Below are 26,071 nucleotides of genomic sequence, written 5' to 3'. Positions count from 1 at the left end.
GAAGGCCTCGTGGCCGGACCGCGCGTCCTGCCACGAGGCCTTTACGGCGTTCCGGGGCTGGTTCAGCCCAGTGCGCCGCCGACCTTCACGTGGCCCTTGAGGAGGTTGCGCGCGATCGTGCGGCGCTGGATCTCGTCGGTGCCCTCGTAGATGCGCAGCAGCCGCAGCTCGCGGTACCAGCGCTCGACCGGCAGCTCGCGCGTGTAGCCCATGCCGCCGTGGATCTGCAGCACGCGGTCGACGATCTCGTTGGCCTTCTGGCCGCCGTAGAGCTTCGCCATCGACTGCGCGTGCCGCGAATCCATCTTCTGGTCCACCTGCCACGCGGCGTTGAGCACGAGCCAGCGCAGCGCTTCGAGCTCGACGCCGGAGTCCGCGATCATCCACTGGATCGCCTGGCGCTCGGCGATCTTCTGGCCGAAGGTCTCGCGCGTGTTGGCGTGCTCGATGGCCATGCTCAGCAACCGTTCGCACGAACCGATCGCGCGAGCGGGCAGCAGGTAGCGACCTTGCCCGATCCACTGCATCGCGAGTTCGAAGCCGCGGCCCTCCTCACCGAGGATCTGCGACTCGGGCACGCGGACGTCCTGGAACACCAGCGAAGCCGGGCCCCACTCGCCCATCGTGTCGATGTACTCGGACTTCCAGCCGGCCTCGCGGTCGACGAGGAAACACGTGACTCCGCCGTTCGCGCCCTTCTCCGGGTCGGTGATGGCGAAGACCATCACGAAGTCGGCCTCGTTGCCCCCGGTGATGAAGGTCTTCTCGCCGTTGATGACCCAGTCGGAGCCGTCCTTGCGCGCGGTGGTGCGGATGGCCTTCGCGTCGGAGCCGGCGCCCGGCTCGGTGATGGCGAAGCACGACTTGCGGTCACCGGCGATGGTCGGCAGCAAGTAGGTCTGCTTCTGCTCCTCGTTGGCGTGGAACAGGATGTTGTCCGCGGCGCCGCCGAAGCGGAAAGGCACGAAGGTGCGGCCCAGCTCGGCCTCCAGCAGCGCGGCCATCACGGCCGAGAGCCCCATGCCGCCGTACTCCTCGGGCGTCAGCACACCCCAGAAACCCGACTCCTTCGCCTTGAGCTGCAGCTCGCGCAGCTCATCGGCGGTGACGCCGGGCTGACCGGCGCGCTCGCGACGGAGCACCTCCTGCTCACGCGGCACGAGCTCGCGCTGGACGAACGTGCGGACCCAATCGCGCACTTCGCGTTCTTCGGTGCTCAGGGTGAAATCCATCGAGTCTCCCTCGTGCGGCTAAGCGCTTGCTTAGTCGAGGGTACCGCGTCGGCTCGGGGTCCCCCAGTACCCGGCCGGTTACCGTGACAACGCGCGTCCGCGCCGGGAAGATCGGGGGGTGGACGAGGAGGGTGCCAGGTGACGCAGATCTTGGTTCGGTGGTCCGAGCCGCTGCCGGCGCAGGACCGCTTCCTGCGGCTGCTCGACGAGCTCGAGCACGGCCGCTACGAGGGTTACCGGCTGGAGCTGGACAAGCGCCGCTTCCTGACCGGCCGCGTGCTGGCCAAGACGCTCACCGCCGCCCGTCTGGGCCTCGCCCCGGAGTCCGTCGTCTTCGACGCCACCTGCGCCGACTGCGGCAAGCCCCACGGCCGCCCCACGGTGCCCGGCTCGGACCTCACGCTCTCCATCTCGCACTCCGGCAACCTCGTCGGCGTGGCGGCCACGGACGGCGTGCCGGTCGGCCTGGACGTCGAGACGTCGTCGCGCAAGGCCGACCGGTCGCTCATCGAGTACGCGCTGAGCCCGGCCGAGCAGGCCGCCGTGGCCCAGCTGCCCGAGGCCTCGCGCTCCGCCGCGTTCTTCGTCTACTGGACCCGCAAGGAGGCCGTCATGAAAGCCACCGGCAAGGGCCTGAAGATCCCGCTGCAGAGCATCACGTTCTCGGCCCACGACGCGCCCGCCGCACTCGTGTCCGCCACCGACCCGGCACTCGACCCCGCGCGGACGCGCCTCGCCGACCTCAAGGCCGCCGAAGGCCACCGCGCCGCCGTCGCGGCGCTGACCGCGTCGGAGCTGGAAGTGACGGAGGAACACTGGCTCCCGTGAGCCGCTAGTCCAGACCCATCGCACCCAGCAACGTGCGGAACTTCGCGATCGTCTCGTCGAACTCCGCCTGCGCATCCGACGCCGGCACGATCCCACCACCCGCGTACAGCCGCATCGACGTCTGCGCCACCTCCGCGCACCGGATCGCCACCGCCCACTCACCGTCACCCGACGCATCCACCCAGCCGACGGTCCCGGCGTAATAGCCGCGGTCGAACGGCTCCAGCTCCCGTGAGCCGCTAGTCCAGACCCATCGCACCCAGCAACGTGCGGAACTTCGCGATCGTCTCGTCGAACTCCGCCTGCGCATCCGACGCCGGCACGATCCCACCACCCGCGTACAGCCGCATCGACGTCTGCGCCACCTCCGCGCACCGGATCGCCACCGCCCACTCACCGTCACCCGACGCGTCCACCCAGCCGACGGTCCCGGCGTAATAGCCGCGGTCGAACGGCTCCAGTTCCTGGACCAGGTCGCGCGCGGGCGCGGTCGGGGTGCCGCAGATGGCGGGTGTCGGGTGGAGGGCGGCGGCGAGGTCGAGGGCGGTCACGGAGCGGTCGACCAGCTCGCCGGTGATGGCGGTGCGCAGGTGCCAGATGGCGGGCGTCGAGACGAGCTCCGGGGCGGCCGGGACGTCCAGCTTGCGGCAGAAGGGCCGCAGCGCCTCCACGACGTAGTCGATGACCACGGCGTGCTCTTCCTGGTCCTTGGCCGACGCCAGCAGCGCCTCGCCGTTGGCCCGGTCGGCCGCCGGATCCGCCGAGCGCGGCATGGACCCCGCGTGCGGGGTCGTGTACACGGAGTCGCCGGCGCGGGAGAGCAGCAGCTCGGGCGTGGCGCCCACGAGCGTGCGGCCGCCGGGCAGCTCGGCGGCGTAGGTGAAGTGGCGCGGGTTGCCGCGCGCGAGGTTGCGCACGATCGACGCGACCGGGATCGGCGCGTCGAACTCGAGCTCGAGCGCACGGGCCAGCACGGCCTTGCGCAGGCCGCGGTCGCGCAGCGCGGCAACGGCAGCCCGCACGTTGGCCTTGTGGCCGTCGGCCGACGGGACCTCGCGGGTCACCGCCGGCGCGGGCAGCTCCTCGGGGGCGCCGGGTGCGGCGCCCTCGGCCTCGGCCTGCGCCCGGTGGACGGTGCGCGGCAGGACGAGGTGGCCCGGGGTCGTGGTGTCCGGACCGGTGTCGAAGGGCAGCGCTCCCACCGCGAGCGGCACGCCGGAGCGATCCAGCTCCTCGGCCACGGTTCGAGCGAGGCGCCGTGCGTCGGTGTCGGTCACGGCGCCGATCGAACCCTGGGCGAGGAGTGCTCGCCGGGCCGTCGCGAACAGGAAGTCGCCGCGCTGGTAGCGGACGGTGGTCTCGACCGGGGTCGCCGGTGCGGTACTGGTCGTCACCGGACCAGCGTCCCAGGATCCGGGAGCTCCGCGGGGAAAGTGTTGCCAGAAGAACACCTTCGGCGCACACCTTCCCCGCGGGGAGACCGAGACCCCTACTTCAGCGCGTCGATCAGCGCTTCGCGCTGGCGCTCGCCGAGGCCTGCGGCCCGGCGGTCGGGGTCGATCCCGGCCTGCTCGAGCAGCGCGGCGACCTTGACCGCGCCAAGGCCGGGGACGGCCTTGAGCAGCTGGGTGACCTTCGTCTTCCCGATGGTCTTGTTCTCCTTGGCCTGCTTGAGCACCTTCTCGATGCTCGTGGTGCCGGACTTGATCGACGCGAGCAGCTCCGAGCGCGCCTTACGAGCCTCTGCCGCCTTGGCGAGGGCCTCGGCGCGCTGCTCCGGAGTCAACGTGGGCAGAGCCAACGTAGTGTCCTTTCCTCTCAGGTCTCCGCTTTCGCGGCCGACGGCTTTATCCCGATGCTTGCAAGCGCAAGCGCTGGCCAGCCGTCTCTTACCACGGCCCCAGTAAACGCCACGACCCGCAAGCGCGCGCAACCGACACGCACTTATCACCCTCCGACCACCCGGTGGGCAAGTCGCGAAGGGACCCCTCACGGCCTGCGGAAACGTCGGACGTCCGGTGTTTTCCGCGCCATTACCTCACCCGAAAGAGGCTCTATCTCGAACCGGTTACGACGACATATTTTGTTGCCCTGCAAGGAAAAGCAGGGTAAGAAGTTGATCATGACCCAGCTCGGCAGCCACCCGTTACGGGGACGGCCGTGACCGAACGGTTGCCCGAGTTGACCATGCCCGCGGACCCTCTCCGCCGTTAGAGTCTGCGGCACCCCAGTTCACCGGCGAACGAGCACCACGGGAGTCACCCATGTTGAGCACGATGCAGGACGGGCAACTGTCGCTGGCGAAGCTGCTGCGGCACGGCACGAAGGTGCACGCGAAGAGCGAAGTGATCACCTGGACCGGTTCAGATGCGCGCCGGGAGAACTACGCGGAGCTCGGTGAACACGCTGCGCGACTGGCCAACGCTCTGCGGAGCCTGGGTGTGACCGGCGACCAGCGCGTCGGCACGTTCATGTGGAACAACGCGGAGCACCTGGCCGCCTACCTCGCGGTGCCGGCCATGGGCGCGGTGCTGCACACGTTGAACATCCGACTATTCCCCGAGCAGCTCACCTTCGTCGCGAACCACGCCGAGGACCACGTGGTGCTCGTCGACGGCACGCTCGTGCCGCTGCTGGCCAAGCAGCTGCCGAACCTCAAGACCGTCAAGCACGTGATCGTGGCCAACGGCGACGCGAAGGCGCTGGAGGCCCCCGAGGGCATCACCGTGCACGCCTACGACGAGCTGCTGGCCGGCCAGCCGAGCGAGTTCGACTGGCCCGAGATCGACGAGCGCTCGGCCGCCGCGATGTGCTACACGTCCGGCACCACGGGCGACCCGAAGGGCGTCGTCTACTCGCACCGCTCGATCTGGCTCCACTCGATGCAGGTCTGCATGACCGACAGCATGGGCCTGGCCCAGGAGGACAAGGCGCTGGCGATCGTGCCGATGTTCCACGCGATGTCGTGGGGCCTGCCGTACGCGGCGCTGATGGTCGGCGCGTCGCTGATCATGCCCGACCGGTTCCTGCAGCCCCAGCCGATCGCCGCGATCCTGGCGGCCGAGAAGCCGACCTTCGCCGCCGCCGTGCCGACGATCTGGCAGGGCCTGCTCGCCCACCTCGACGCGAACCCGCAGGACATCTCCCACGTGCGGGAGGTGGTCGTCGGCGGGTCGGCCGCGCCGCCGTCGTTGATGCACGCCTTCGAGGAGCGCTACGGCGTGCCGATCCTGCACGCGTGGGGCATGACCGAGACGTCGCCCCTGGGCAGCGTCGCGCGGCCGCCGGGTTCGGCGACCGGTGAGGAGCGCTGGGCCTACCGCTACACGCAGGGCCGGTTCCCGGCGTCGGTGGCCGCGCGGCTCATCGGGGACAACGGCGAAGAGCTGCCGTGGGACAACGAAGCCGTCGGCGAGCTCGAAGTGCAGGGCCCGTGGATCGCCGGCGCCTACTACGGCGGCGACAAGATCGACCCGGAGAAGTTCCACGACGGCTGGCTGCGCACGGGTGACGTCGGCAAGATCAGCCCCGACGGGTTCCTGACCCTCACCGACCGCGCCAAGGACGTGATCAAGTCCGGCGGCGAGTGGATCTCCTCGGTCGACCTGGAGAACCAGGTCATGGGCCACCCGGCCGTCGCCGAGGCGGCCGTGGTCGGCATCCCCGACGAGAAGTGGGACGAGCGCCCGCTGGTGGCCGTCGTCGTCAAGGAAGGCCAGACCGTTTCGGCCGAGGAGCTGCGCGACTACCTGGCCGACAAGGTCGCGAAGTGGCAGCTGCCGGAGAACTGGACGTTCGTCGACGAAGTGCCCAAGACCAGCGTCGGCAAGTTCGACAAGAAGCGCATCCGCGCGTCCTACTCCGAGGGGAAGCTCGACATCTCACAGCTCTAACCGGCGGTTCTCCGGCGCGTCGTGGATCATGCGGCGGCTGTCTTGCGGGAGTCTTGACGCCCTGAGGACAGCCGTCGGCACGTTCGCAAGGAGTTTCCGGTGCAGCAGCGCAGCAGGAGGTCGTTCCTGTCCCTGGCGGGGACCGCGGCGGTGGGCGCGGTCGCGGTCGCGTGCGGTTCGAACACCGGGCGCCCCGGCGACCCGCCCCCGTCCACGGCGATGTCGGCGGGCCCGCCGCCGACGCAGGCGGCGCAGAAAGTCACGCTGCAGCAGTGGTACCACGCGTACGGCGAAGACGGCGTGCAGGACGCCGTGCGCGGCTACGCGGCCTCCTACCCGGGCGCGACCGTCAAGGTCGGCTGGAACCCGGGTGACTACGATTCGAAGATCGTCACGGCGCTGCAGAACAGCGCGATCCCGGACGTCTTCGAGGCCCAGGTGAAGATCGACTGGGTGCGCCAGAACCAGGTGGTGGCGCTCGACGACCTCATCGCCCCGGTGAAAAACGACTTCAGCCCCGCCGTGCTCGCCGCGCAGACCGTGGAGGGCAAGGTCTACGGCATCCCGCAGGCCACCGACACCCAGGTGCTCTTCTACCGCCCGAGCCTGCTGCAGGCCGCGGGCGTGCAGCCGCCGCAGACCGTCGACGAGCTGATCGACGCCGCGGGCAAGCTGTCGAAGGATGGCGTGAAGGGCCTGTTCGCGGGCAACGACGGCGGCGTCGCGACGCTGACCGGGCCGCTGCTGTGGTCGGCCGGGCTCGACTACCTCAAGCCCGGCAACCGCGAGGTCGGCTTCGACGACCCGCGCGCGGCGACGGTGTTCGGCAAGCTGCGCGCCCTGAACGCCAACGGGTCGCTGCTGCTGGGCGCGCCCACGGATTGGTCCGACCCGGGCGCGTTCGTCGACGGCCTGTGCGCGATGCAGTGGACCGGCTTGTGGAACATGCCGAAGATCCGCGACGCGCTCAACGACGACTTCGCCGTGCTCCCCTTCCCGAAGCTGGACAACAGCGGCGCGCCCTCCGTGCCCGTCGGCGCGTACGGCTCGATGGTCAACGCGAAGAGCAAGCACCTCGACGAAGCCAAGGCCTTCGTGAAGTGGCTGTGGATCGACCAGACGGCCGACCAGCTGGAGTTCGCCACGCGCTTCGGCTTCCACGTGCCGGCGCGCCAGAGCCTCATCGACAAGGCCGACACCCTGCGCTCGGGCCCGGCGGCCGACGTCGCCCGGTTCGTGAAGGAGAACAGCCACCTCGTCGGCGGTCCCGTGTGGACGCAGCAGGCGAACACCGCGCTGTCGGACGCCGTCGCGAAGATCGCGAAGGAGGGCGCCGACCCGGTGGCGCAGACGAAAACCGCGGTCGACGTCGCCAAGTCCGAGCTGAAGCGCCTGTTCGGATGACAATGTCCCGGAAGACCCGGGACACGCTCGCGTTCTGGGGGTTCGTCGGGCCGTTCCTCATCGGGCTGGCCGTGTTCGCGTACCTGCCGATCGGCTGGAGCGTGTACCTGTCGTTCTTCGACGCGCGCAACACGGTGACCCCGAGCGTGTTCGTCGGCCTGGACAACTACGCGCACATGCTCACCGACGGGCCGTTCCTGGCGAGCCTCGGCACGTTCAGCGCGTTCGCGGTGGCGATCGTGCCGCTGACGTACGTGCTGTCCCTCGCGCTCGCGGTCGGGGTCAACCAGCTGCGGTTCGCGCAGGCGTTCTTCCGCTCGGTGTTCTTCCTGCCGTTCGCGTGCTCCTACGTGGTGGCTTCGCTGATCTGGAAGACGTCGCTGTTCTCCGGCGTGCGCTACGGCCTGGCGAACACCGTGCTGGGCTTCTTCGGCGTCGACCCGGTGGCCTGGACGGGCACGGTCGACCCGCCGCTGTACTGGATCGTGCTGGTCACGGCGCGGCTGTGGCTGCAGCTCGGCTTCTACCTGATCCTCTTCCTCGCTGCGCTGCAACGCATTCCGGGCCAGCTCTACGAAGCCGCGTGGCTCGACGGCGCCAAACCGGGCTGGCAGGTCTTCCGGTACATCACGCTGCCGCAGCTGCGCGCGACGTCAGTGGCCGTGCTGCTGCTCAACCTGATCAACGCGTACCAGGCGTTCGACGAGTTCTACAACATCATGGGCGATTCGCGCGGCTACCCGCCCTTCGCGCGGCCGCCGCTGGTGTACCTGTACTACACGTCGCTGGGCTCCGGCGGCCAGGACCTGGGCCGCGGCAGCGCCGGGGCCGTGCTGCTGGCGTTGCTCATCGCGCTGGTGACCCTGCTGCAGGGCCGGGTGTTGCGCTTCGACCGGAGTGCGCTGTGAGGGCCGTCCTGCGCTGGACCGCGCTGATCGTGGCCGCGGTGCTGTTCCTGCTGCCGTTCTACCTGTTGCTGCGCAACGGCCTCGCCTCCCGCGCGGAGATCACGGCGCCGAACTGGACGCTGTGGCCGAAGACCGTGCACTGGGAGAACTTCACGCGCCTGTTCGCACTGGAGGACGTGCCGTTCGCGCGCAGCCTGCCGAACTCCGCGATCGTCGCGACGCTGCAGACGGCCGGCCTGCTCGTGGTGTGCTCGCTCGCCGGCTACGGCCTCGCGCGGATCCCGTACCGCTACTCGAAAGCCGTGTTCTACGCGGTGCTCGCGACGCTGATGATCCCGACGTCGGTCACGTTCGTGCCGAGCTTCGTCGTGGTGTCCACGCTCGGCTGGCTCTCGGACTTCCGCGGCCTCGTGATCCCGGGGCTGTTCAGCGCGTTCAGCGTGTTCCTGTTCCGCCAGTACTTCCTGGACTTCCCGCGCGAACTGGAGGAAGCCGGCCGCGTCGACGGGCTGTCGCGCTGGGGCGTGTTCCGCCGGATCGTCGTGCCGAACTCGCTCGGCTTCTTCGCCGCGATCGCGGTGATCTCCGTGATCGGCAGCTGGAACGCCTTCCTGTGGCCGCTGATCATCGCCCAGTCGCCGGACTCGTGGACGGTGCAGGTGGCGCTGTCGGGGCTGCTGACGTCGCAGAACCCGCAGCTGAACCTGCTCTTCCTCGCCGCCGCGCTGTCGATCCTGCCGATCGTGCTGCTGTTCGCGTTCCTGCAGCGCTACCTCGTGCGCGGCGTCACCGAGTCGGGCCTGAAGGGCTGAACCGCGCGGTTGATCCGCCGATTCCGGTCCCCTCGACCGGTCTGTCCGCATAAGCTCGTTCGTACCCGACGTCCGGAGCAGGAGCACCCGATGACCGATCCCTACCAGCGGCCCCACGGCGAGGGCCAGTACTACGGGGCCGACGGTTATCCCGTGCCGCAGCGGCAGCCGTCGGCGCCGCTGCCCGTGCCGTACAACCCGTACTCGGGGCCGCAGCCGATGCCGTACCCGCCGGTGTACGGGATGCCGCTGCGCACGAGCGGGCTCGCGGTCGCGGGGATGATCGTCGGCATCGTCGCGCTGCTCACGTTCTGGGTGCCGTTCTTCGACGTGGTCGTGGCGATCGCCGCGATCGGGCTGTCGTGGGGCGGGATGGTGCAGGGCGCGCGGCCCGGCTACACCGGCCAGGGCATGGGCATCGCCGGGCTCGTGTGCGGGATCATCGCCGCGATCCCGGCCGTGATCATCCTGATCCTGTTCTTCGTGGCGATCGCCGCGACGAGCACGGAGTGCGCGCTCTACTGCTGAACCCGCCCTTCGTCGGGTAGCCGCGCCCCCATCGCTGTGACAAAGTCAGCCGCACTGTCACGGTGAATGTGAGCGTTATTCGCGTTGTGTTCACCGGAGGTCCACCGCCGTCCGGCAGCGTGCTGGGCAGCTGACACCGGGGAGCGCAGATGGCCCAGCTGACCAGGCGGACGTTCACCGCGGCGGGCGCCGCCGGCGTGGGGTTGCTGCTGTGCACGCCGACGGCCAACGCGCTCGACCGGGCGCTGAAGCGCACGGCCGCCCGCACCGTCAGCACCACGGGCACCACGCTCGACCAGGTCGCCACGGCCGTCACTCCCGGCACGGCCACCTACAGCCGGCTCACCGGCGGCCCCGGCTGGCCGCTCGTGGTCCGCGCCGACCTCGCGGAGCCGAAGGACGGCCGCGACGACCGGCGGCAGGCACTGAGCGCGTTCGTGCAGTTCACGGACCTGCACATCACCGACACGGAGTCGCCCGCACGCTTTGAGTACCTGCACCCGTACGTCAGCTCGGCGCACCGGCCGCAGGAGGCACTCGGCACGGTGGCCACCAGCGCGCTGGTGCAGCGGGTCAACAGCGTCGCGAAGGGACCGTTCACCGGGCGGCCGTTCGACTTCCTCGTGACCACGGGCGACAACACCGACAACCACGAGCTGATCGAGCTCGACTGGTTCCTGACCAGCCTCAACGGTGGCGCCATCACCCCGAACTCGGGTGACCTCAGCCGGTACGAAGGCGTGCAGGCGTCCGGCAACGACGCGTTCTGGAACCCGTCGGCCCGGCTCGACGACGACTACACGAAGAAGGGCTTCCCGCAGCTGCCGGGCCTGCTGGAGGGCGGCATCGCGCCGTTCACCGCGCCGGGACTGGACGTGCCGTGGTTCTGCACGTTCGGCAACCACGACGACAGCGTGGTGGGCACGCTGCCGGAGGGTCTCCCCGGCATCGAGAACTTCTACACCGGCCGGTACAAGGTGATCGGCAAGGACGAGACCACCGCGAAGAACCTGGGCACGGCCATCACCGACGGCCAGAGCGTGCCGCTGACCGAGCTGTTCGGCGGCTCCGGCACGATCCGCGAAGTCACGCCCGACGCGCGCCGCCGCCCGTTCACCACGGCGGAGTTCGTGTCGGCCCACCTCGAAGCCGGCAACACCGGCCCGGGCCCCGCCGGCCACGGGTTCACCGCGAACAACGCCGACGGCCGCGACGTCTACTACACGTTCCGCATCGCGCCGGGCGTCACGGGCGTCAGCCTCGACACCACCACGCTCGGCGGGTTCGCCGACGGCTCGATCGGGCTCGGCCAGTTCACCTGGGTCGAGACGACGCTGAAGCGCAACTGCTCGACGTACTACGACTTCTTCGGCCGCAAGGTGACTCAGCACGTGAGCGACGAGCTGTTCGTGCTCTTCAGCCACCACACGAGCGGGACCATGGGCAACCTCCTGCCGGACTCGCGCCACCTGCTGGAACCGCGCCTGAACGGCGACGCGTTCGTCGGGCTGCTGAACCGGTTCCCGAACGTCGTGGCGTGGGTCAACGGGCACACGCACCTCAACAAGATCACCCCGCACGTCGGCAAGACGCCCGCGCAGAGCTTCTGGGAGATCAACACGGCCTCCCACATCGACTTCCCGCAGCACGCCCGCGTGCTCGAGCTCACCGACAACGGCGACGGCACGTTGTCGATCTTCACCACGCTGATCGAGGCCGACGCGCCCTACGCCGTCGACTATTCGGCGCGCACGCCCGCTGCGCTGGCGTCGCTGTACCGCGAGCTGTCCTACAACGACATCCACGTGGACCTGGGCCGCGTCGGCGCCGCCGTCGACCACAACACGGAGCTGCTGCTCACCAACCCGCTCGGTTGATTACGCCGGAGGTAATCGACGAGCCGCACCCGGCTGCGGTTGACTGCGGGCCATGACCGATCCCGAGGGCACGCAGCTGTTCCACCGCACCATGCCGTTCAGCGAACGGCTCGGCATCGAGGTCCTCTCGCACTCCACCGACCTCGTCCGCAGCCGGCTCAAGTGGGACGAATCCCTCTGCACCCTCGGCGGCGCCCTCCACGGTGGCGCCCTCATGTCCCTCGCCGACGCGACCGGCGCCGTCTGCGCCTACCTCAACCTCCCCGACGGCGCCCAGGGCACCACCACACTGGAGTCGAAGACGAACTTCTTGCGCGCCGTCCGTTCGGGCTACGCAGTTGCGTCGTCCAGACCACTCCACACGGGGCGCCGGGTGATCGTGGTGGAGACTGAGATCCGCGACGACGAGGAGAAGCTGGTCGCGAAGGTGACCCAGACGCAAGCTGTCCTCTGACCGTCCCAGGGCAGCCGGACCGCTTCGACCTCGGCGTCACTCAGCAGCGCTTCGACCAGCGCAGGCGGGCCGACGACCTTGGTGCCCCACAGGTCGTAATCGGTGCAGGGGCACCACGAGCGGTCCAGCGCCCAGAGGTTCGACGGACTGAAGTCGGTTTCGGGATCGTCGTACCGGACCGCGGCGACGCCGGGCTGTAGTAGGCCAGGCACGGGGTGCGCGGACCGGCGGGACTGTGCTCGGCGAGGATGCCGATCAGCCGGGTCCAGGTCTCGCGGTCCAGGCTTCCCTCCGTCGGCGGGACGATGCCGAGCGGCCAGCTGCGGTCCTTCTTCGCCGAGGGGAAGCACCTGAAGCAGGGCAGCAGCCCTTCGGGCACGACGGGGTCGCCGGTGCGCTCGGCGAGCTGCGCCCAGCGCAGCCGGCGCCGGCCTGGGCCGGGATGCCCGGCCCAGGCCCAGCCCAGCGCCGGTGCTCACGCTGACGGCGTCGAGGTCGAGGTCTCCGATGACGCGGGGCTCGGCGCGTCCTTCCGCGATCCGCACCAAGCGGTCCTCGTGGTAGGAGATGTCGGCCGGCCCCAGCTCGTGCTCGTACATCGCGTTGAGCACCCAGGCCGCGTCCGGCATCGCCGGCGGCATGAATCCGGTCAGGCCGTCCTCACCGGACAGCTCCAGCAACCATTCGGAGGCGCTGTCAGGTGCGGGCGGCCACAGCTCGGCGAACCGGTTCGGCACGCGGTCATGATCTCAGCGGCGGTGTCCGGCGCTCCCCTTTTTGAAAGCCGTGCTCTGGTCGGCCCTTTACGGAGTCGCTCAGGCAGGAGAAAATCTCTGGCTATCACTGGGGTCCAGGGGAGGAGCACGGCATGCGAGTGCGGCGTTTGCTCACGCTATTGTCGATCGTCATGGTGTCCGCAGGGGCGACGCAGGTCGCCGTGGCAGCGCCGGCGCGGCCGGGCGACGACGAGTCGATCAACTACCACGAGTGGTCCGGCGGCTCGTTCCACGCGGGCCGCCTCGACGGGCTGGCGCTGGGCCGCGACGGGCTGCGCATCACGCACCCGGCGGGCACCGTCGAGCACAGCGAGCCGGGGCTGGGGACGACGAAGACGTACGAGTACGGCTCGTGGACCTCGCCCCAGTACCGCCAGGGCTTCGACGCGACGCAGCTCATCGCGTCGTGGAACGCGGTGACGCCCGCGAAGACGTGGCTGGAGGTCGAGGCCAAAGGCCGCACGTCGGGCGGGGTCGAGACCACCTGGTACGTGATGGGCCGCTGGGCCAGCGGCGACGGCGACATCCAGCGCACCAGCGTCGACGGCCAGAGCGACGACAACGCGTCCGTGGACGTCGACACGCTGGCCACCAAGACCGGCGTGACGCTGCGCTCGTACCAGCTGCGCGTGAGCCTCTACCGCGAAGCCGGCACGACGGTGACCCCGACGGTCTCCACGCTCGGTGCCATGACCTCACACGTCCCCGACCGCTTCGACGTGCGCACCACCCGGCCGGGCCGGGCCCGCGGCATCGAGCTCAAGGTGCCCGCGTACGCGCAGAACATCCACAAAGGACAATTCCCGCAGTACGGCGGTGGCGGCGAGGCGTGGTGCAGCCCCACGTCGACGGAGATGGTGGCCGAGTACTGGGGCAAGAAGCCTTCCGAAGCGCAGTTGAGCTGGATCCCGTCCGACTACGCCGACCGCTCCGTCGTGTACGCCGCGCGCAACACCTACGACTACGCGTACGACGGCACCGGCAACTGGCCCTTCAACACCGCCTACGCCGCGTCGCTCGGCCTGCGCGGCCACATCACCCGCCTGCACGACCTCAACGAACTCGAGGACTACATCGCGCGCGGCATCCCGGTCATCACGTCGCAGTCGTTCCTCCCGGAAGAACTCGACGGCGCCGGCTACGGGACCTCGGGCCACATCATGGTGGTCGTCGGCTTCACCGCCGCGGGCGACGTGATCGCCAACGACCCCGCCTCCAGCAGCGACGACCGCGTGCGCAACGTGTACAAGCGCGACCAGTTCGAGAAGATCTGGCAGCGCACGAAGCGCCTGACGGCGGACGGCAGCGTGGCGAGCGGGCCCGGCGGGGTGGTGTACGTCGTCACCCCGGCTTGAGTTCAGGCGGACATCGACCGGGACCCACGCATCGTGGTATGGCCACGCGTGCATGTTCCGTGATTAGCTGCCCAGGCAAGCAACGGTGCCGGAAAGGGTGAGCGCATGCCGTACGAGGTCCAGGGAGTCGTGTCGCGGGCGAAGGGACAGCCGGTCACGCTGGAGACCGTGGTGGTGCCGGATCCGGGGCCCGGTGAGGCGGTCGTGTCGGTGCAGGCGTGCGGGGTGTGCCACACCGACCTGCACTACCGCGAGGGCGGGATCAACGACGAGTTCCCGTTCCTCCTCGGCCACGAGGCCGCCGGCCGGGTCGACAAGGTCGGCGAAGGGGTCACGGACATCGCGCCCGGGGACTACGTGATCCTCAACTGGCGCGCGGTCTGCGGCACGTGCCGGGCGTGCAAGCGGGGCAAGCCGTGGTACTGCTTCTCCACGTTCAACGCCGAGCAGCCCATGACGCTCACCGACGGCACGAAGCTGTCGCCGGCACTAGGCATCGGGGCGTTCCTCGAGAAGACGCTCGTCCACAGTGGACAGTGCACGAAGGTGAACCCCGAGGCCGAGCCCGCGGTGGCGGGCCTGCTCGGCTGCGGCGTGATGGCGGGCCTCGGCGCGGCCATCAACACCGGCGCCGTGACGCGGGGCGACTCCGTGGCCGTGATCGGCTGCGGCGGGGTGGGCGACGCGGCCATCGCGGGCGCGCACCTGGCCGGCGCGACCACGATCATCGCGATCGACACCGACGACCGGAAGCTCGAGTGGGCCAAGGGCTTCGGCGCGACGCACACCGTGAACAGCAAGGGCCTCAGCGAAGCAGCCGTGGTCGAGGCGATGCAGGACGCGACCCGCTCGTTCGGCCCCGACGTGGTCATCGACGCCGTCGGCCGGCCCGAAACGTGGAAGCAGGCCTTCTACGGCCGCGACCTCGCGGGCACCGTCGTGCTCGTCGGCGTGCCGACGCCCGACATGAAGCTCAACGACCTGCCGCTCATCGACTTCTTCGGCCGAGGCGGCTCGCTCAAGTCGTCCTGGTACGGCGACTGCCTGCCCTCGCGCGACTTCCCCATGCTCGTCGACCTGTACCTGCAGGGCCGGCTGCCACTGGACAAGTTCGTGACCGAGCGCATCGGCGTCGGCGACGTGGAGCGGGCCTTCGAGCGCATGCACCACGGCGACGTCCTCCGCAGCGTGGTCCAGTTCTGAAGCTCTTCACCGACGCCGAGTACCCGGCCGCGCCCTACCCCGGCGCGCGGCCGGGTACCTCGTTCGTCCACGTCGACGGTGCCGGCCACTCCCTGGACACGGCCCCGGCCGGCTGGCGCGAGCGGCTGCCCGTGCTCGCCTACGGGTCCAACGGGTGCCCGTCGAAGATCACCTGGCTGCGCAAAGCGCTGGGGCTCGCCGGACCCGTCGTCGCGGTCCGCGCGCGGTGCACCGGCCTGGCCGCCGTGTGGGCCTCGGGCCTGCGCAAGGTCGACGACCAGCGCCCGGCCACCCTCACCGCACTACCCGGCACCGAGCACCACTTCGTGTGGTTCGTGACGCCCGAGCAACGCGCCGTACTGGACGTCTGCGAAGGCCGCGGCACCCGCTACCACTTCGCCCGCCTGGACGCCGCCGTCCACCTCGAAGACGGCACGGCGGTCCCGGACGTCCACGCCTACGTCGGCGCCTCCCCGATCCGCTACCCCCTCCTGGTGGACGGTCAGGCGGTCCGCGTCGCCGACGTCGCCCAGGCCGAAGCCGCCCTCCTGCTGGGCACCCCGGCCCCGTCCCACGGACTGCGGTGCACGGTGGTGGAACCGGAGCAGATCTTCAGCTGAGCCGTGGATCCGGGATCGCCCGGATCGCCAGGAAGCCCGTCGGTTCCTTCGACAGGCGGGCGTAGCGCTCCGGGTCCACCGTCTCCGCCGAGGGGACCGGGCGGGGTTCCACGAGGTGTTCGATCAGGAAGCCCGCCTCGCGGAGTTCCGCGCAGGTGTTCTGCAAGGGCGAGAGCCAGAAGCGGACGTCCCAGCCGTTCTTCCAGGTTTCCGCGACCACGCGGGGCTCGAAGTAGTTGCCGCGGTGGCGGAGCCAGTCGCCGGTGGGGTGGAGGCGGGAGAGGACCAGCGCGCCGGTGGGGCGGAGGACGCGGCGGAGCTCGCGGAGCATGGCCACACGGTCGTCCACGTATTCGTAGACCAATGCGAGCAGGACGAGATCCATCGAAGCGTCCGGGAGCCAGTCGAGGGGCGCGGCCAGGTCGTGGACGCGGAACGACGCCGACGGCACCCGCGAGCGGGAGAGCGAGACCATCCGCGGGCTCAGGTCAAAACCTGTCACGCGCGCACCCCGGCCCACGAGTTCCCGGGCGTACAGGCCGGGGCCGCACGCGGCGTCGAGGACGTCGCGGTCCGAGACGTCGCCCAGCAGCTCCAAGCAGGCCGGGCGGTCGACGTGCGCGTTGTAGAACCCGTCGCGGGCGTGGGCGAGGAACTCGTCGGCGAACTGCTCGTACTGGGGGAACGAACCGATCATCCGGTCAGTCTCCCAGCTCAGCCCAGCAGTTTTCCGGGGTTCAGAATGCCCGTCGGGTCGACGGCGGACTTCGCGGCGCGCAGGACGGACACGCCGAGGGCCCCGATCTCCGGCGCCAGGTACGGCGCGTGGTCCACGCCGACGGCGTGGTGGTGCGTGATCGTGCCCAGGCCCACGATGGCTTCCGACGCCGCGTGCTTCGCGCGTTGCCACTGGCCCACCGGTTCGGCGGCGTCGCGGGCGGTCAGGACCGTGAAGTACAGCGAGGCGCCCGTCTCGTAGACGTGGGACACGTGGCACATCACGATGGTCTGGCCCAGCGACGCGGTCAGGGCGGCGCGGACGGCGTCGTGCAGGTCGTCCAGGCGCGACCAGTACGCGGCGGTCTCCAGGGTTTCGACGCAGACGCCCAGGTCCATCAGCGTGTCCCGCTGACGGGGACCCGAGAAGCGGCCGTGGCGCCACGACTCGCCGAGCGCGGTGCCGATGCGCACCGCACCGGCGTGCCGCAACAGCCGGGCCGTGTGGTGGCGCCGGGCGAGCGAACCCTCCCAGCCGACGATGAGCAGGCACGGGTGCCGCACGCCGCGCAGCCGCAAGAACGCCCGCAGCGCGGCCGTTTTCCAGCCCGCGTTCAGGGCGAACGACACGGTCGTCTCGTCCACATCGGACAGCCGGGTGACGTCGGCCGTCGCGTGGTTCTGGGCCAGCGTGCGCAGCGCGGCGGCGCCGGCGGCCCAGCCGTCGACGACGTAGCCCTCGTAGCGCCGCGCCGACGGCACCGGCCGCACGCGCAGCGCGACCTCCGTGATCACGCCGAGTGCGCCCTCGCTGCCTACCGCGAGCTGCCGCAGGTCCGGTCCGGCGGCCGACGCGGGCGCCACGCCGAGCCGCCACTCGCCCTTCGGCGTGGCCACGCGCACGCCCGTGACCATGTCCTCGAAGCGGCCGTAACCCGACGACGCCTGCCCGGCCGAGCGCGTCGCCGCGAAGCCGCCGATGGTGGCGCGCTCGAACGACTGCGGCACGTGACCGAGGGTGAACCCGTGTTCGGCGAGCAGCTCCTCCGCGGCCGGCCCGCGCACGCCGGCCTGCAGCACCGCGACGCGCGATTCGGCGTCCACCGACACCAGCGCGTCGAGCCGGACCAGATCCACAACGATCACCGCCGGCTTGTCGCCGCGCAGCGCCGCGACGCCGCCGACCACCGAGGTGCCGCCGCCGAACGGGACGACCCCCACGTCGTGGCGGACGCAGACCTCGAGCACGGCCTGGACCTGCTCCGGCGACGCGGGCAGCACCACCGCGTCGGGGGCGGGCACGGCGTCGCCCAGCCGGCGGTGCAGGAGGTCCAGATAGGACAGACCACCGGCCCGGGCCAGCCGTTCTCCGGCGCCCAGGAGCACGTGTTCGGACCCGACGACGGCCGAAAGGTCCTCCCGAGCCCGGTCGGGAAGGGCAGAATCGGCCGGGTCCGGGATCGAATCGGCCCGACGCCCTCGATCAGCACCGATCGGGCCGATACGCTGGCCGAGCCACCGGACCGCCCGATCGGGCAGCGAGGCGGCACCAGCACCGTCGCCGGTCCACGACTGCCGGAGGCGGTGGTTTATGAGATCACTCACGACTACAGTGTGACATATGGACGTCAAACGTCACTCCCGACCGGGAGAGACTCCCTCAGCCCTCGCGGGGGCCCGCAGCCGGCAGACCTCGGCGCGCGTGTCCGACGACGTGCTACTCGACGCCGCACGCGAGTGCGTGCTCGCCGTCGGTGTCCGGCGCACGACGCTGGCCGAGATCGCGCGCACCGCGCGCGTCAGCCGCATGACCGTGTACCGGCGGTTCCCCGACGTGCGCAGTGTGCTCGCCGCGCTCATGACACGCGAGTTCAGCGGCCTGCTCAAACACGCCAGTCACTCGGGCGACGACGCGGCCCACACGCGGGAGCGCCTTGTGCTGATCGCGTGCGCCGGCGTCAGCGCGCTGGCGGCCGACCCGCTGTTCCGCACGCTGCTCGACGTCGACCCGGAACTCGTGCTGCCCTACGTCGTGGAGCGGCTCGGCGCGACGCAGATCTTCGCCGAGCAGGTGCTGCGCCAGCTGCTGGAGGCCGGGCACCGCGACGGCTCCGTGCGCGTGGCCGAGGTCACCGCGCAGGCGCGGTCGATCCTGCTGGTCGTGCAGTCGTTCGCCTTCTCGCTGCGCCCGGCCACCGCCGACGTCGACGAGCAGGCGCTGCTCGCCGAATTCCGCCACCTCGTCGACGCCGCGCTGAAACCATGAGCACCGGTTCGCTCAACGCGCGCCGCCGGGAACGGGAGCTCGACCGGCTCACGACCGGCGAACGGGTCGACGTCATCGTGGTCGGCGGCGGCGTCACCGGAGCCGGCATCGCGCTCGACGCGGCGGCCCGCGGCCTGTCCGTGGCCCTGGTCGAGGCGCACGACCTGGCCTTCGGCACGTCGCGCTGGTCGAGCAAGCTCGTGCACGGCGGCCTGCGCTACCTCGCGAAGGGCGAATTCGGGCTCGCGCACGAGAGCGCCGTCGAGCGCGGCATCCTGATGACGCGCACCGCGCCGCACCTCACGCGCGCGATGCCGCAGCTGTTCCCCTTGTACCCCAGCACTTCCCGGGCGCAGCAGGCCGTGATCGCCACCGGTCTGCGCGCGGGCGACGCCCTGCGCCGGGCCGCGCGCACGCCGTCGTCGGTGCTGCCCGGCCCGCGGCAGATCCCGCCGGCGCTCGCGGCGGCGCTGGCTCCCGGCCTCGCGCCCGCCGGCCTGCGCGGCGCCCTGCTCGCCTACGACGGCGCCTTGGTCGACGACGCGCGCCTGGTCGTGAACCTGGCCCGCACCGCCGCGCTGCTCGGCGCCCGGATCATCACGCGCGTGGAGGCCGTGTCGCTGTCGGCCACCGGCGTGCGGGTGCGCGAAGGATCCGCCGAGTACGACCTGCACGCCCGGCAGGTCGTCAACGCCACCGGCGTGTGGGCGGGCACCCTCACCGACGCCGTGCGGCTGCGCCCCTCGCGCGGATCGCACCTCGTGCTCGCGCCCGGTGCCGCTTCCGTGGGCTCGACGTCGGTCAACGTCGCCGTGCCGGGCGAGAGCAACCGCTTCGTGTTCTTCCTGCCGCAGCTCGACGGCCGCTTCTACTTGGGACTCACCGACGAGCCGATCTCCGGTGAGCTCCCGGCCGTCCCGGACGTGCCCGAGTCCGATGTGGACTTCCTGCTGTCGGTCGCCTCGTCGGTGCTGAAACGTCCGCTGACGCGGACCGACGTGATCGGCTCGTACGCTGGGCTGCGCCCCCTCGTCGCGGGCGACGGCGGCCGCAGCGCGGACCTGTCCCGCAAACACGCGGTCGTCACCGGTTCCGACGGCGTGCTCACGGTCGTCGGCGGCAAGCTCACCACGTACCGGCGCATGGCCGAGGACGCCGTCGACGCCGCGCTCGCGCACTCGGGTCTGCACGCCGGCCCGTCCCGCACCGCACGCCTGCCGCTGCTCGGCGCCGCCCCGCGTTCCCGGCTGTCCCTTGTGGACGCTGCGCCGCGGCTGGTCGCCAAGTACGGCACGGAAGCCCCGCGCGTCGCGGCCCTCGGGGAGGTCGAGCCCGCCTTCGCGGCGCCGCTGTTCGCCGGCACCGACATCACCGCCGCCGAGGTCGTGTGGGCCGTGCGCCACGAGGGCGCCCTCACCGCCGACGACGTCCTCGAACGCCGCACCCGCCTGTCCCTCGTCCCGGCCGACGCCGAAGCCGCGCGGGCGCGCGTGGCCGAACTCGTGGAGAAAGCGCTGGCCGGGCTGTCCTGAGCACCGGGAGCTAGAGTGACGGCGCGGACACCGGGGAGGTCCGCGCCGCGCACCGGGAGGAGGGGGACGTGACCGGGGGAACGCTCGAGATCGATCGCATCTCCAAGCGCTACGGCCGCACGCAGGCGCTCGACGAGGTCACCTTCGACGTGCGCCCGGGTGAGCTGTTCGGGTTCGTCGGCAGCAACGGTGCCGGCAAGACCACCACCATGCGGATCGCGCTGGGCGTGCAGGCCGCGGACTCCGGTGAGGTGCGCTTCGCCGGCGAGCCGATCACCCACGAGACCCGCGCGCGCATCGGGTACATGCCCGAAGAGCGCGGCTTGTACCCGAAGATGAAGGTGCTCGACCAGCTCGTCTTCCTCGCGGAGCTGCACGGCCTGAGCACCAACGACGCCCACCGCGCCACCGAGTTGTGGCTCGCGCGGCTCGGGCTCGGCGAGCGCCGCAAGGACGAGGTGCAGAAGCTGAGCCTCGGCAACCAGCAGCGCGTGCAGCTGGCCGCCGCACTCGTGCACGACCCCGACGTGCTCGTGCTCGACGAGCCGTTCTCCGGGCTCGACCCGATCGCCGTCGACGTCATGAGCCTGGTGCTGCGCGAAAAAGCGGCCACCGGCGTGCCGGTCGTGTTCTCCAGTCACCAGCTCGACCTCGTCGAGCGCCTGTGCGACCGCGTCGGGATCATCCGGGCCGGCCGCATGGTCGCCGTCGGCACGGTCGACGAGCTGACCCGCGGCGCGGGCTGCCGGCTCGTCGTCACCGCGCCCGGCGCCCGGCCGGGCTGGGCCTCGACCGTGCCCGGCGTGCGCGCGCTCGAGACCGACGGCGCCACGACCGTCTTGGAACTGTCCCCGAGCGCCGACGACCAAGCCGTGCTGGCCGCCGCGCTCGCGACCGGCCCGGTCACCGAGTTCAGCCGGCAACGCCGTTCGCTCACCGAGCTCTTCCGCGACGCCGTGCGGCAAGGGGAAGCCGCGTGAGCCGGATCAGCGCCACCCGGGCCGTCCGGCTCGTGGCGAAGCGGGAGATCACCACGCGGCTGCACACGCGGTCGTTCGTCGTGAGCACCGCCGTGCTCCTGCTGCTGCTCATCGGATACGTGGCGCTGGAAGCGTTCCTGGCCGGCTCCACGGCCACGACGAAGGTCGCGCTCACCGGGCAGGCGCAGGGCATCGCGCAGCAGCTGCAGCTCGCCGGGAAGGCCGGGGGGCGGACGATCGAGGTGGTGACCGTCCCGACCGAACAGGACGGGCTCGCCGAAGTGCGCTCTGGCGACGTCGACGCGCTCGTGTCCGGGAGCGCGTCCCGGCTGCGCGTCGCCGCGAAGTCCACTGTGGATCAACAGTTGCAACGCGCGCTCGACGGCATCGTGCAGCAGCAGGTGCTCGACGCACAGCTCTCGGCCGCGGACCTCGACCCGGTCTCGGTGCACCAGGCCGTGTCGGCGGCCCACGTCGAGGTGCAGCCGCTGGAGGCGCGTGATCCGCACGCCGGGCAGAAGCTCGTGGTCGGCGTCGTGGTGGCGGTGCTGCTCTACCTCAGCATCATCACCTACGGCATGCTCGTCGCCCAGGGCGTGGTCGAAGAGAAGTCCAGCCGGGTCGTCGAGCTCCTGCTCTCGACCGTGCGGCCGTGGCACCTGTTGCTGGGCAAGGTGCTCGGGCTGGGGCTCGTCGGGCTGACGCAGCTCGCGATCCTCGCCGCGGCCGGGCTCGTCGCGGCGCTCGCGACCGGCGTACTCGCCTCGATCTCGGGCATCGCCGCGTCGGCCGTGGTGTGGGGTGTCGTCTGGTACCTGCTCGGGTTCCTGCTGTACGCCATGATCTACGGCGCGGCCGGTTCGCTCGTGTCGCGGCAGGAGGACACGCAGTCGGTGGTCGCGCCGGTGAACATCGCGCTCGTGATCGGGTTCATCGCCGGCCTCAACCTCATCACGCAGTCGGCCGACAGCACGGCCACGAAGGTCGTCTCGCTCATCCCGCTGCTGTCGCCGATCCTCATGCCCGCGCGCATCGCGACCGGGTCGGCTTCGCCGTGGGAGATCGTCACCTCAGTGGTCTTGACCACCGCGCTCATCGCACTCGTGACGTGGCTCGGCGCGCGGATCTACCGCAACGGCGTGCTGCGCGTGGGCAGCCGCCTCAAGCTGTCCGAGGCGTTGCGGGGTTAGCTCCCGTGTTGTTCGGTGAGGTTGGTGGCGCGGCCGGCTGGGGTGTGACCGCTGATTCAGGTGTGGGGTAGGTGGTAGTTGTGCCAATCAAGCCAGTGGGGAAAGGCTTGTTGGCGCGCGGCTTCTGAGGGGTAGGGCTGGTGGTAAGCCCATTCGTCGAGCAGGGTGCGGTGGAATCGCTCGATGCTCCTATGTTTGTCAAGCTGTGGCGGTGGTGGGTGTTGGTGGTGAGTCGAGGCCGGTTTGGCGGGGAAGTTTGGCGTAGATCTCGCGGGCGATGTAGCGCTTGAGGCAGCGGATGATCTCGCGTTTGCTCAGTCCTTCGGCGGTCCGCCGCTCGACGTAGTCGCGAGTGGGCTGGTGACGGCGCATGCGGACGATGGTCACGATGTAGAGGGCGCTGTTCGCGGCGCGATCACCGCTGCGGCTGAGCCGGTGGCGGCCGGTGGTGCGGCCGCTACTGGCTGGTTGTGGAGCGACTCCGCAGAGTTTGGCAAAGGCTGCCTCGCTGCGGATGCGCTCGGCGTTGTCGCCGGCGGTAACCAGGAATTGCCCAGCCAACTCGATGCCGACCCCGTGGAGTTCGACGAGTTCCGGCGCGGTGGAGCGGACCAACGCCTCGATCTGCTTGTTGAGCGTTGTGATCTCTTCGTCCAATGCCTTCCAGCGGCGTGCCAGGTCGCGCAGTGCTGTTGTCACTCCGGCCGTGAGCAACTGCTCGGGTGCGCCGATCAGCGTGAGGACGTCCTCGGTTTCCGGGGCCAGTTGCAGGCATCGGTTGATCAGGGTCCTCTTGGTCAAGGCCACCAGATCGTCCCGCAACGGCGAGGGCGCACCGATCATCACGCCCCAGAGGGTGTTGAACGTCTGGGTCCGGGCCTTGACCGCGCTGGTCCGGGTGATCCGCAGCGTTCGGATCACCTCGACGACGCCAGACTTGGCTTTGGGGGTCGCGGTCGACGTTTGCCCGAGAACAGCGCGGGCGATCTGCTCGGCGTCCAGGCGGTCGGACTTGCCATCCAAGCGCCGGGCCAGACGGTTTGGCCGGTTGGCCTCGATGACCCGGACGTTGGCGGCGGTGAGAAACCTGCTCAAGCAAGCACCGAACGACCCGGTGCTCTCGACACCGATCGCGGCGACGACGCCGTGGCCTCTGATCCAGTCCAGCAACTGCACATAGCCGCGGTCGCGGGCAGGGAACTCACGATGTCCGAGTAACCGGCCGTGCTCGTCGACCACGGCTGCGTAGTGGGTGTGTTTGTGGGTGTCGACACCGCCGATGACACGGGTTGCGATGGTTGTCATGCCGGAACTCGCTCCCTCCGGTGGGTTCGCGCTCGCGGATGGGCGAACCGACCGGACGGGCGACAGGTCTGTGACGGGGCTTCTGATCCAAGCTCCTATCAGGTCAGACCCGTCTGGCCGGTGCGCACACGGTGCCGCACCCGGACCGGCCGACACATCGAACGCAGGACACCAAGGTCGCGCCTCGGGTCATACCTTGGCCGGGGTCACACCAGCCCGGCGCAGCACCAAGCCCCAGTCTTCACAGACTTTGCCGTTGGGCTGCGGCCGGTAGGGGCGAGTGTAGCGGCGCTGGATGCCCAGGTCAGTGCGGGTGGTTTGCCAGGTGGTTTTGCGGTGGGCCCAGGCATTGTCGGTGCGTACTCGTTCGAGGGGGATGCCCAGGCTGGTGAACCAAGTGAGCGCGATGCAGGAATGTTGCGCAGGTCGCGGCGGTCTCGTCGGACAGGATTTCGGTGTAGGCCAGGCGTGAGTGGTCGTCGAGAGCGGTGTGGAGGAAGGCGTATCCCATCCCGTTGCGGTTGCGGCGTCCCTCGGCGCGTCCGCGGGTCTTGTGCCCGCCACCGGTGCGCATGGCCAGCCGAGCCGGCCCGATCTTGTGCTCGCGCCGCAACGCCACCACCTGGCTCTCGATGAGGTCAGGAGTCCGATTCGGGCTGCGGTGCGGCCGACTGGAGCGGTCGGCCATTCCCTCTGGCCCGCTCGTGCGGTAACGCTCGGCCCAGCGCGACGCTGTGGTGTGCGAGACCTGGAACCGCTCAGCCGCCCGCCGCAACGGCGACCCCTGCTCGACGACACATCGGGCAAGCCGCAGCCTGCCAGTCGGCGTCAACGGGGCATTACCGCGGACCATGAGGACCTCCGGGAGTCGGTGCAGGTTGTGGTGATCCACACCGAAACCCGAGGTCCTCACCTATAAGTCGTCACGTCACCAGCGTGCCCGAACAACACGGCTAGCCCCTAGGGTCCCCGATCCGGGTTTCTCCCCGATGGCGGGACGATCGCGAGTCGAAAGACTCGTCGGCATGACGAGAAACCCACTGATCCGGATCGCCGCGGCCGCGAGCGCCGCGCTCCTGCTCACCGCCGCCGTGACGCCGGCCGCGCTGGCCGAACCCGCGGCGGCCGTCCGCTCGACGCTGCCGCCGATGAATCCGGCGTCGCTGGCGGGTGCCATCGCCGGGTTGCCCGACGACGAGGCCACCGGAGCGCTGGTGCAGGTCCGCGGGGCGGCGGGCGCGTGGAGCGGGGTGTCCGGGACGAGTGACCTGAGCACCGGGGCGCCCGTCCCGGCGAACGCGCACTTCCGCATCGGCAGCATCACGAAGACGTTCACCGCCGTCGTCGTGCTGCAGCTCGCGGCCGAGCACCGGATCGATCTCGACGCGCCCGTGCAGCGCTACCTGCCCGGCCTGCTGCCGGCGAGCTATCCGAAGATCACCATCGCCCAGCTGCTCGACCACACCAGCGGGCTGCCCGGCGTCGACCTGCCGGAGGATCCACAGTGGATCGTCGACCACCGCTACACGGTCTTCACGCCGCAGCAGGTGCTCGCCACCGCGTTCCGGCACGCGCCGGTGTTCGCGCCCGGGACGGAACAGCAGTACACCAACACCAACTACCTCGTCGCCGGGCTGCTGATCGAGAAGATCACCCGCCGCACCTACGGCGACGAGGTGCGCGACCGCATCCTGCGCCCGCTCGGCCTGCGCGACACCTCCGTGCCCGGCAACAACCCGAACCTGCCCGCGCCCTACTCCCACGGGTACCAAGTCGTCGATGGGCAGCTCGTGGACCTGACGCGGATGAACCAGTCGATCCCGTGGGCCGCGGGTGAGATGATCTCGACCGCCGACAACCTCGACACGTTCCTGATCGCGCTCTTCCGCGGCCGGCTCGTGCCGGATCCGGTGCTGCAGCGCATGTTCACCGTGCCGGACGTCAAGATCCACGGCTCGGCCGACCCCGCGATCTACAGCCAGGGCCTGATGACCGCGACCGTCAACGGCGTCACCGTCTGGGGCAAGACCGGCAGCCGCTACGGCTACACCAACGGCATCTGGGCCACGCGCGACCTGCAGCGCCGCGCGGTCTACTCGATCAACACCACCGACAAGGACTTCGACGGCCAGCCCGAGATCGTGCAGAAGATCGCGCTCGCCATCGGCGGCCTCTGACCGGGGGACACCGC

The 26,071-nt window shown here is 70.5% G+C and carries 22 protein-coding genes and 3 pseudogenes; 16 read left to right on the top strand and 9 right to left on the bottom strand.

Annotation, left to right across the window (positions count from 1 at the left end; genetic code table 11):
- Positions 1-62: 62 nt before the first annotated feature.
- Complete coding sequence (locus ACIA77_RS14970) at positions 63-1,232, bottom strand: acyl-CoA dehydrogenase family protein (protein ID WP_395886420.1); 1,170 nt, start codon at positions 1,230-1,232, stop codon at positions 63-65.
- Positions 1,233-1,370: 138 nt separating this feature from the next.
- Between ACIA77_RS14970 and ACIA77_RS14965 the strand changes: the two genes are divergently transcribed.
- On the top strand, positions 1,371-2,060 hold the full coding sequence (locus ACIA77_RS14965; RefSeq protein ID WP_395886419.1) for a 4'-phosphopantetheinyl transferase family protein: 690 nt from the start codon (positions 1,371-1,373) through the stop codon (positions 2,058-2,060).
- A 4-nt stretch (positions 2,061-2,064) separates the two neighbouring features.
- Here ACIA77_RS14965 and ACIA77_RS14960 read toward each other — a convergent pair.
- The 3 genes and pseudogenes from ACIA77_RS14960 to mihF form a co-directional block, all read right to left on the bottom strand.
- Positions 2,065-2,289, bottom strand: a pseudogene (locus ACIA77_RS14960) (chorismate-binding protein); the annotation flags it as partial.
- A 10-nt stretch (positions 2,290-2,299) separates the two neighbouring features.
- Positions 2,300-3,454 (bottom strand): isochorismate synthase MenF, encoded by a 1,155-nt coding sequence (locus ACIA77_RS14955; protein WP_395886418.1) that lies wholly within the window; start codon positions 3,452-3,454, stop codon positions 2,300-2,302.
- Positions 3,455-3,549: 95 nt separating this feature from the next.
- Positions 3,550-3,861, bottom strand: a complete 312-nt coding sequence (gene mihF / locus ACIA77_RS14950) for an integration host factor, actinobacterial type (RefSeq protein WP_204093133.1) — start codon at positions 3,859-3,861, stop codon at positions 3,550-3,552.
- A 463-nt stretch (positions 3,862-4,324) separates the two neighbouring features.
- Here mihF and ACIA77_RS14945 point away from each other — a divergent pair, with 463 nt between their 5' ends.
- The 10 genes from ACIA77_RS14945 (at position 4,325) to ACIA77_RS14900 (ending at position 15,890) form a co-directional block, all read left to right on the top strand.
- A complete protein-coding gene (locus ACIA77_RS14945) occupies positions 4,325-5,953 on the top strand; it encodes a long-chain fatty acid--CoA ligase (protein ID WP_395886417.1) in 1,629 nt (542 codons plus the stop codon).
- 99 nt (positions 5,954-6,052) lie between these two features.
- A complete protein-coding gene (locus ACIA77_RS14940; RefSeq protein WP_395886416.1) occupies positions 6,053-7,357 on the top strand; it encodes an ABC transporter substrate-binding protein in 1,305 nt (434 codons plus the stop codon).
- The gene (locus tag ACIA77_RS14935; RefSeq protein ID WP_395886415.1) at positions 7,354-8,265 is read left to right on the top strand and encodes a carbohydrate ABC transporter permease; all 912 of its coding nucleotides are present in this window, start codon (positions 7,354-7,356) and stop codon (positions 8,263-8,265) included. The genes ACIA77_RS14940 and ACIA77_RS14935 overlap by 4 nt, the downstream gene beginning before the upstream one ends.
- Before the next feature lie 29 nt (positions 8,266-8,294).
- Positions 8,295-9,077: a carbohydrate ABC transporter permease gene (locus ACIA77_RS14930; protein ID WP_395886668.1), complete on the top strand. Its 783-nt coding sequence runs from the start codon at positions 8,295-8,297 to the stop codon at positions 9,075-9,077.
- Positions 9,078-9,167: 90 nt separating this feature from the next.
- Entirely contained in the window at positions 9,168-9,605 is a 438-nt protein-coding gene (locus ACIA77_RS14925; protein WP_395886414.1) for a DUF4190 domain-containing protein, read from the top strand.
- A 149-nt stretch (positions 9,606-9,754) separates the two neighbouring features.
- The gene (locus tag ACIA77_RS14920) at positions 9,755-11,482 is read left to right on the top strand and encodes a TIGR03767 family metallophosphoesterase (protein ID WP_395886413.1); all 1,728 of its coding nucleotides are present in this window, start codon (positions 9,755-9,757) and stop codon (positions 11,480-11,482) included.
- Between the two features lie 52 nt (positions 11,483-11,534).
- Positions 11,535-11,936 (top strand): PaaI family thioesterase, encoded by a 402-nt coding sequence (locus ACIA77_RS14915; protein ID WP_395886412.1) that lies wholly within the window; start codon positions 11,535-11,537, stop codon positions 11,934-11,936.
- Between the two features lie 868 nt (positions 11,937-12,804).
- Complete coding sequence (locus tag ACIA77_RS14910; RefSeq protein WP_395886411.1) at positions 12,805-14,067, top strand: peptidase C39 family protein; 1,263 nt, start codon at positions 12,805-12,807, stop codon at positions 14,065-14,067.
- Between the two features lie 105 nt (positions 14,068-14,172).
- The gene (locus tag ACIA77_RS14905) at positions 14,173-15,270 is read left to right on the top strand and encodes an S-(hydroxymethyl)mycothiol dehydrogenase (RefSeq protein WP_395886410.1); all 1,098 of its coding nucleotides are present in this window, start codon (positions 14,173-14,175) and stop codon (positions 15,268-15,270) included.
- Positions 15,267-15,890 (top strand): gamma-glutamylcyclotransferase, encoded by a 624-nt coding sequence (locus ACIA77_RS14900; RefSeq protein ID WP_395886667.1) that lies wholly within the window; start codon positions 15,267-15,269, stop codon positions 15,888-15,890. The genes ACIA77_RS14905 and ACIA77_RS14900 overlap by 4 nt, the downstream gene beginning before the upstream one ends.
- Here ACIA77_RS14900 and ACIA77_RS14895 read toward each other — a convergent pair.
- Both ACIA77_RS14895 and ACIA77_RS14890 read right to left on the bottom strand, forming a co-directional pair.
- Complete coding sequence (locus ACIA77_RS14895) at positions 15,883-16,587, bottom strand: class I SAM-dependent methyltransferase (RefSeq protein ID WP_395886409.1); 705 nt, start codon at positions 16,585-16,587, stop codon at positions 15,883-15,885. The genes ACIA77_RS14900 and ACIA77_RS14895 overlap by 8 nt on opposite strands.
- A 17-nt stretch (positions 16,588-16,604) precedes the next feature.
- Positions 16,605-18,212 (bottom strand): FAD-binding oxidoreductase, encoded by a 1,608-nt coding sequence (locus ACIA77_RS14890; protein ID WP_395886408.1) that lies wholly within the window; start codon positions 18,210-18,212, stop codon positions 16,605-16,607.
- Between the two features lie 97 nt (positions 18,213-18,309).
- On the opposite strand from ACIA77_RS14890, the gene ACIA77_RS14885 reads away from it, so the two are divergent.
- The 4 genes from ACIA77_RS14885 to ACIA77_RS14870 all read left to right on the top strand — a co-directional run bounded on the left by ACIA77_RS14885 (position 18,310) and on the right by ACIA77_RS14870 (position 22,575).
- Positions 18,310-18,873, top strand: coding sequence for a TetR/AcrR family transcriptional regulator (locus tag ACIA77_RS14885; protein ID WP_395886407.1), 564 nt, complete (start codon positions 18,310-18,312; stop codon positions 18,871-18,873).
- A complete protein-coding gene (locus ACIA77_RS14880; RefSeq protein ID WP_395886406.1) occupies positions 18,870-20,405 on the top strand; it encodes a glycerol-3-phosphate dehydrogenase/oxidase in 1,536 nt (511 codons plus the stop codon). Before ACIA77_RS14885 ends, ACIA77_RS14880 begins: the two co-directional genes overlap by 4 nt.
- A gap of 68 nt (positions 20,406-20,473) precedes the next feature.
- Positions 20,474-21,385, top strand: coding sequence for an ABC transporter ATP-binding protein (locus ACIA77_RS14875; RefSeq protein ID WP_395886405.1), 912 nt, complete (start codon positions 20,474-20,476; stop codon positions 21,383-21,385).
- Positions 21,382-22,575 carry an ABC transporter permease gene (locus tag ACIA77_RS14870; protein ID WP_395886404.1) on the top strand — a complete coding sequence of 398 codons (1,194 nt, stop codon included), beginning with the start codon at positions 21,382-21,384 and terminating at the stop codon, positions 22,573-22,575. Before ACIA77_RS14875 ends, ACIA77_RS14870 begins: the two co-directional genes overlap by 4 nt.
- 56 nt (positions 22,576-22,631) lie before the next feature.
- On the opposite strand, the pseudogene ACIA77_RS14865 reads toward ACIA77_RS14870, so the two are convergent.
- From ACIA77_RS14865 to ACIA77_RS14855, 3 genes and pseudogenes are all read right to left on the bottom strand, one after another.
- Positions 22,632-22,760, bottom strand: a pseudogene (locus ACIA77_RS14865) (integrase core domain-containing protein); the annotation flags it as partial.
- A gap of 13 nt (positions 22,761-22,773) precedes the next feature.
- Positions 22,774-23,880 (bottom strand): IS110 family transposase, encoded by a 1,107-nt coding sequence (locus ACIA77_RS14860; protein ID WP_395886403.1) that lies wholly within the window; start codon positions 23,878-23,880, stop codon positions 22,774-22,776.
- A gap of 246 nt (positions 23,881-24,126) precedes the next feature.
- Positions 24,127-24,733, bottom strand: a pseudogene (locus tag ACIA77_RS14855) (leucine zipper domain-containing protein); the annotation flags it as partial.
- A 172-nt stretch (positions 24,734-24,905) separates the two neighbouring features.
- Between ACIA77_RS14855 and ACIA77_RS14850 the strand changes: the two are divergent.
- Complete coding sequence (locus ACIA77_RS14850) at positions 24,906-26,057, top strand: serine hydrolase domain-containing protein (protein WP_395886402.1); 1,152 nt, start codon at positions 24,906-24,908, stop codon at positions 26,055-26,057.
- Positions 26,058-26,071: the final 14 nt, after the last annotated feature.

Source organism: Amycolatopsis sp. NPDC051903 (genome assembly GCF_044452505.1).
Classification (GTDB): domain Bacteria; phylum Actinomycetota; class Actinomycetes; order Mycobacteriales; family Pseudonocardiaceae; genus Amycolatopsis.
Note: the sequence above shows the minus strand (reverse complement) of the source record. Positions and strands in the feature narration are given on the sequence as shown.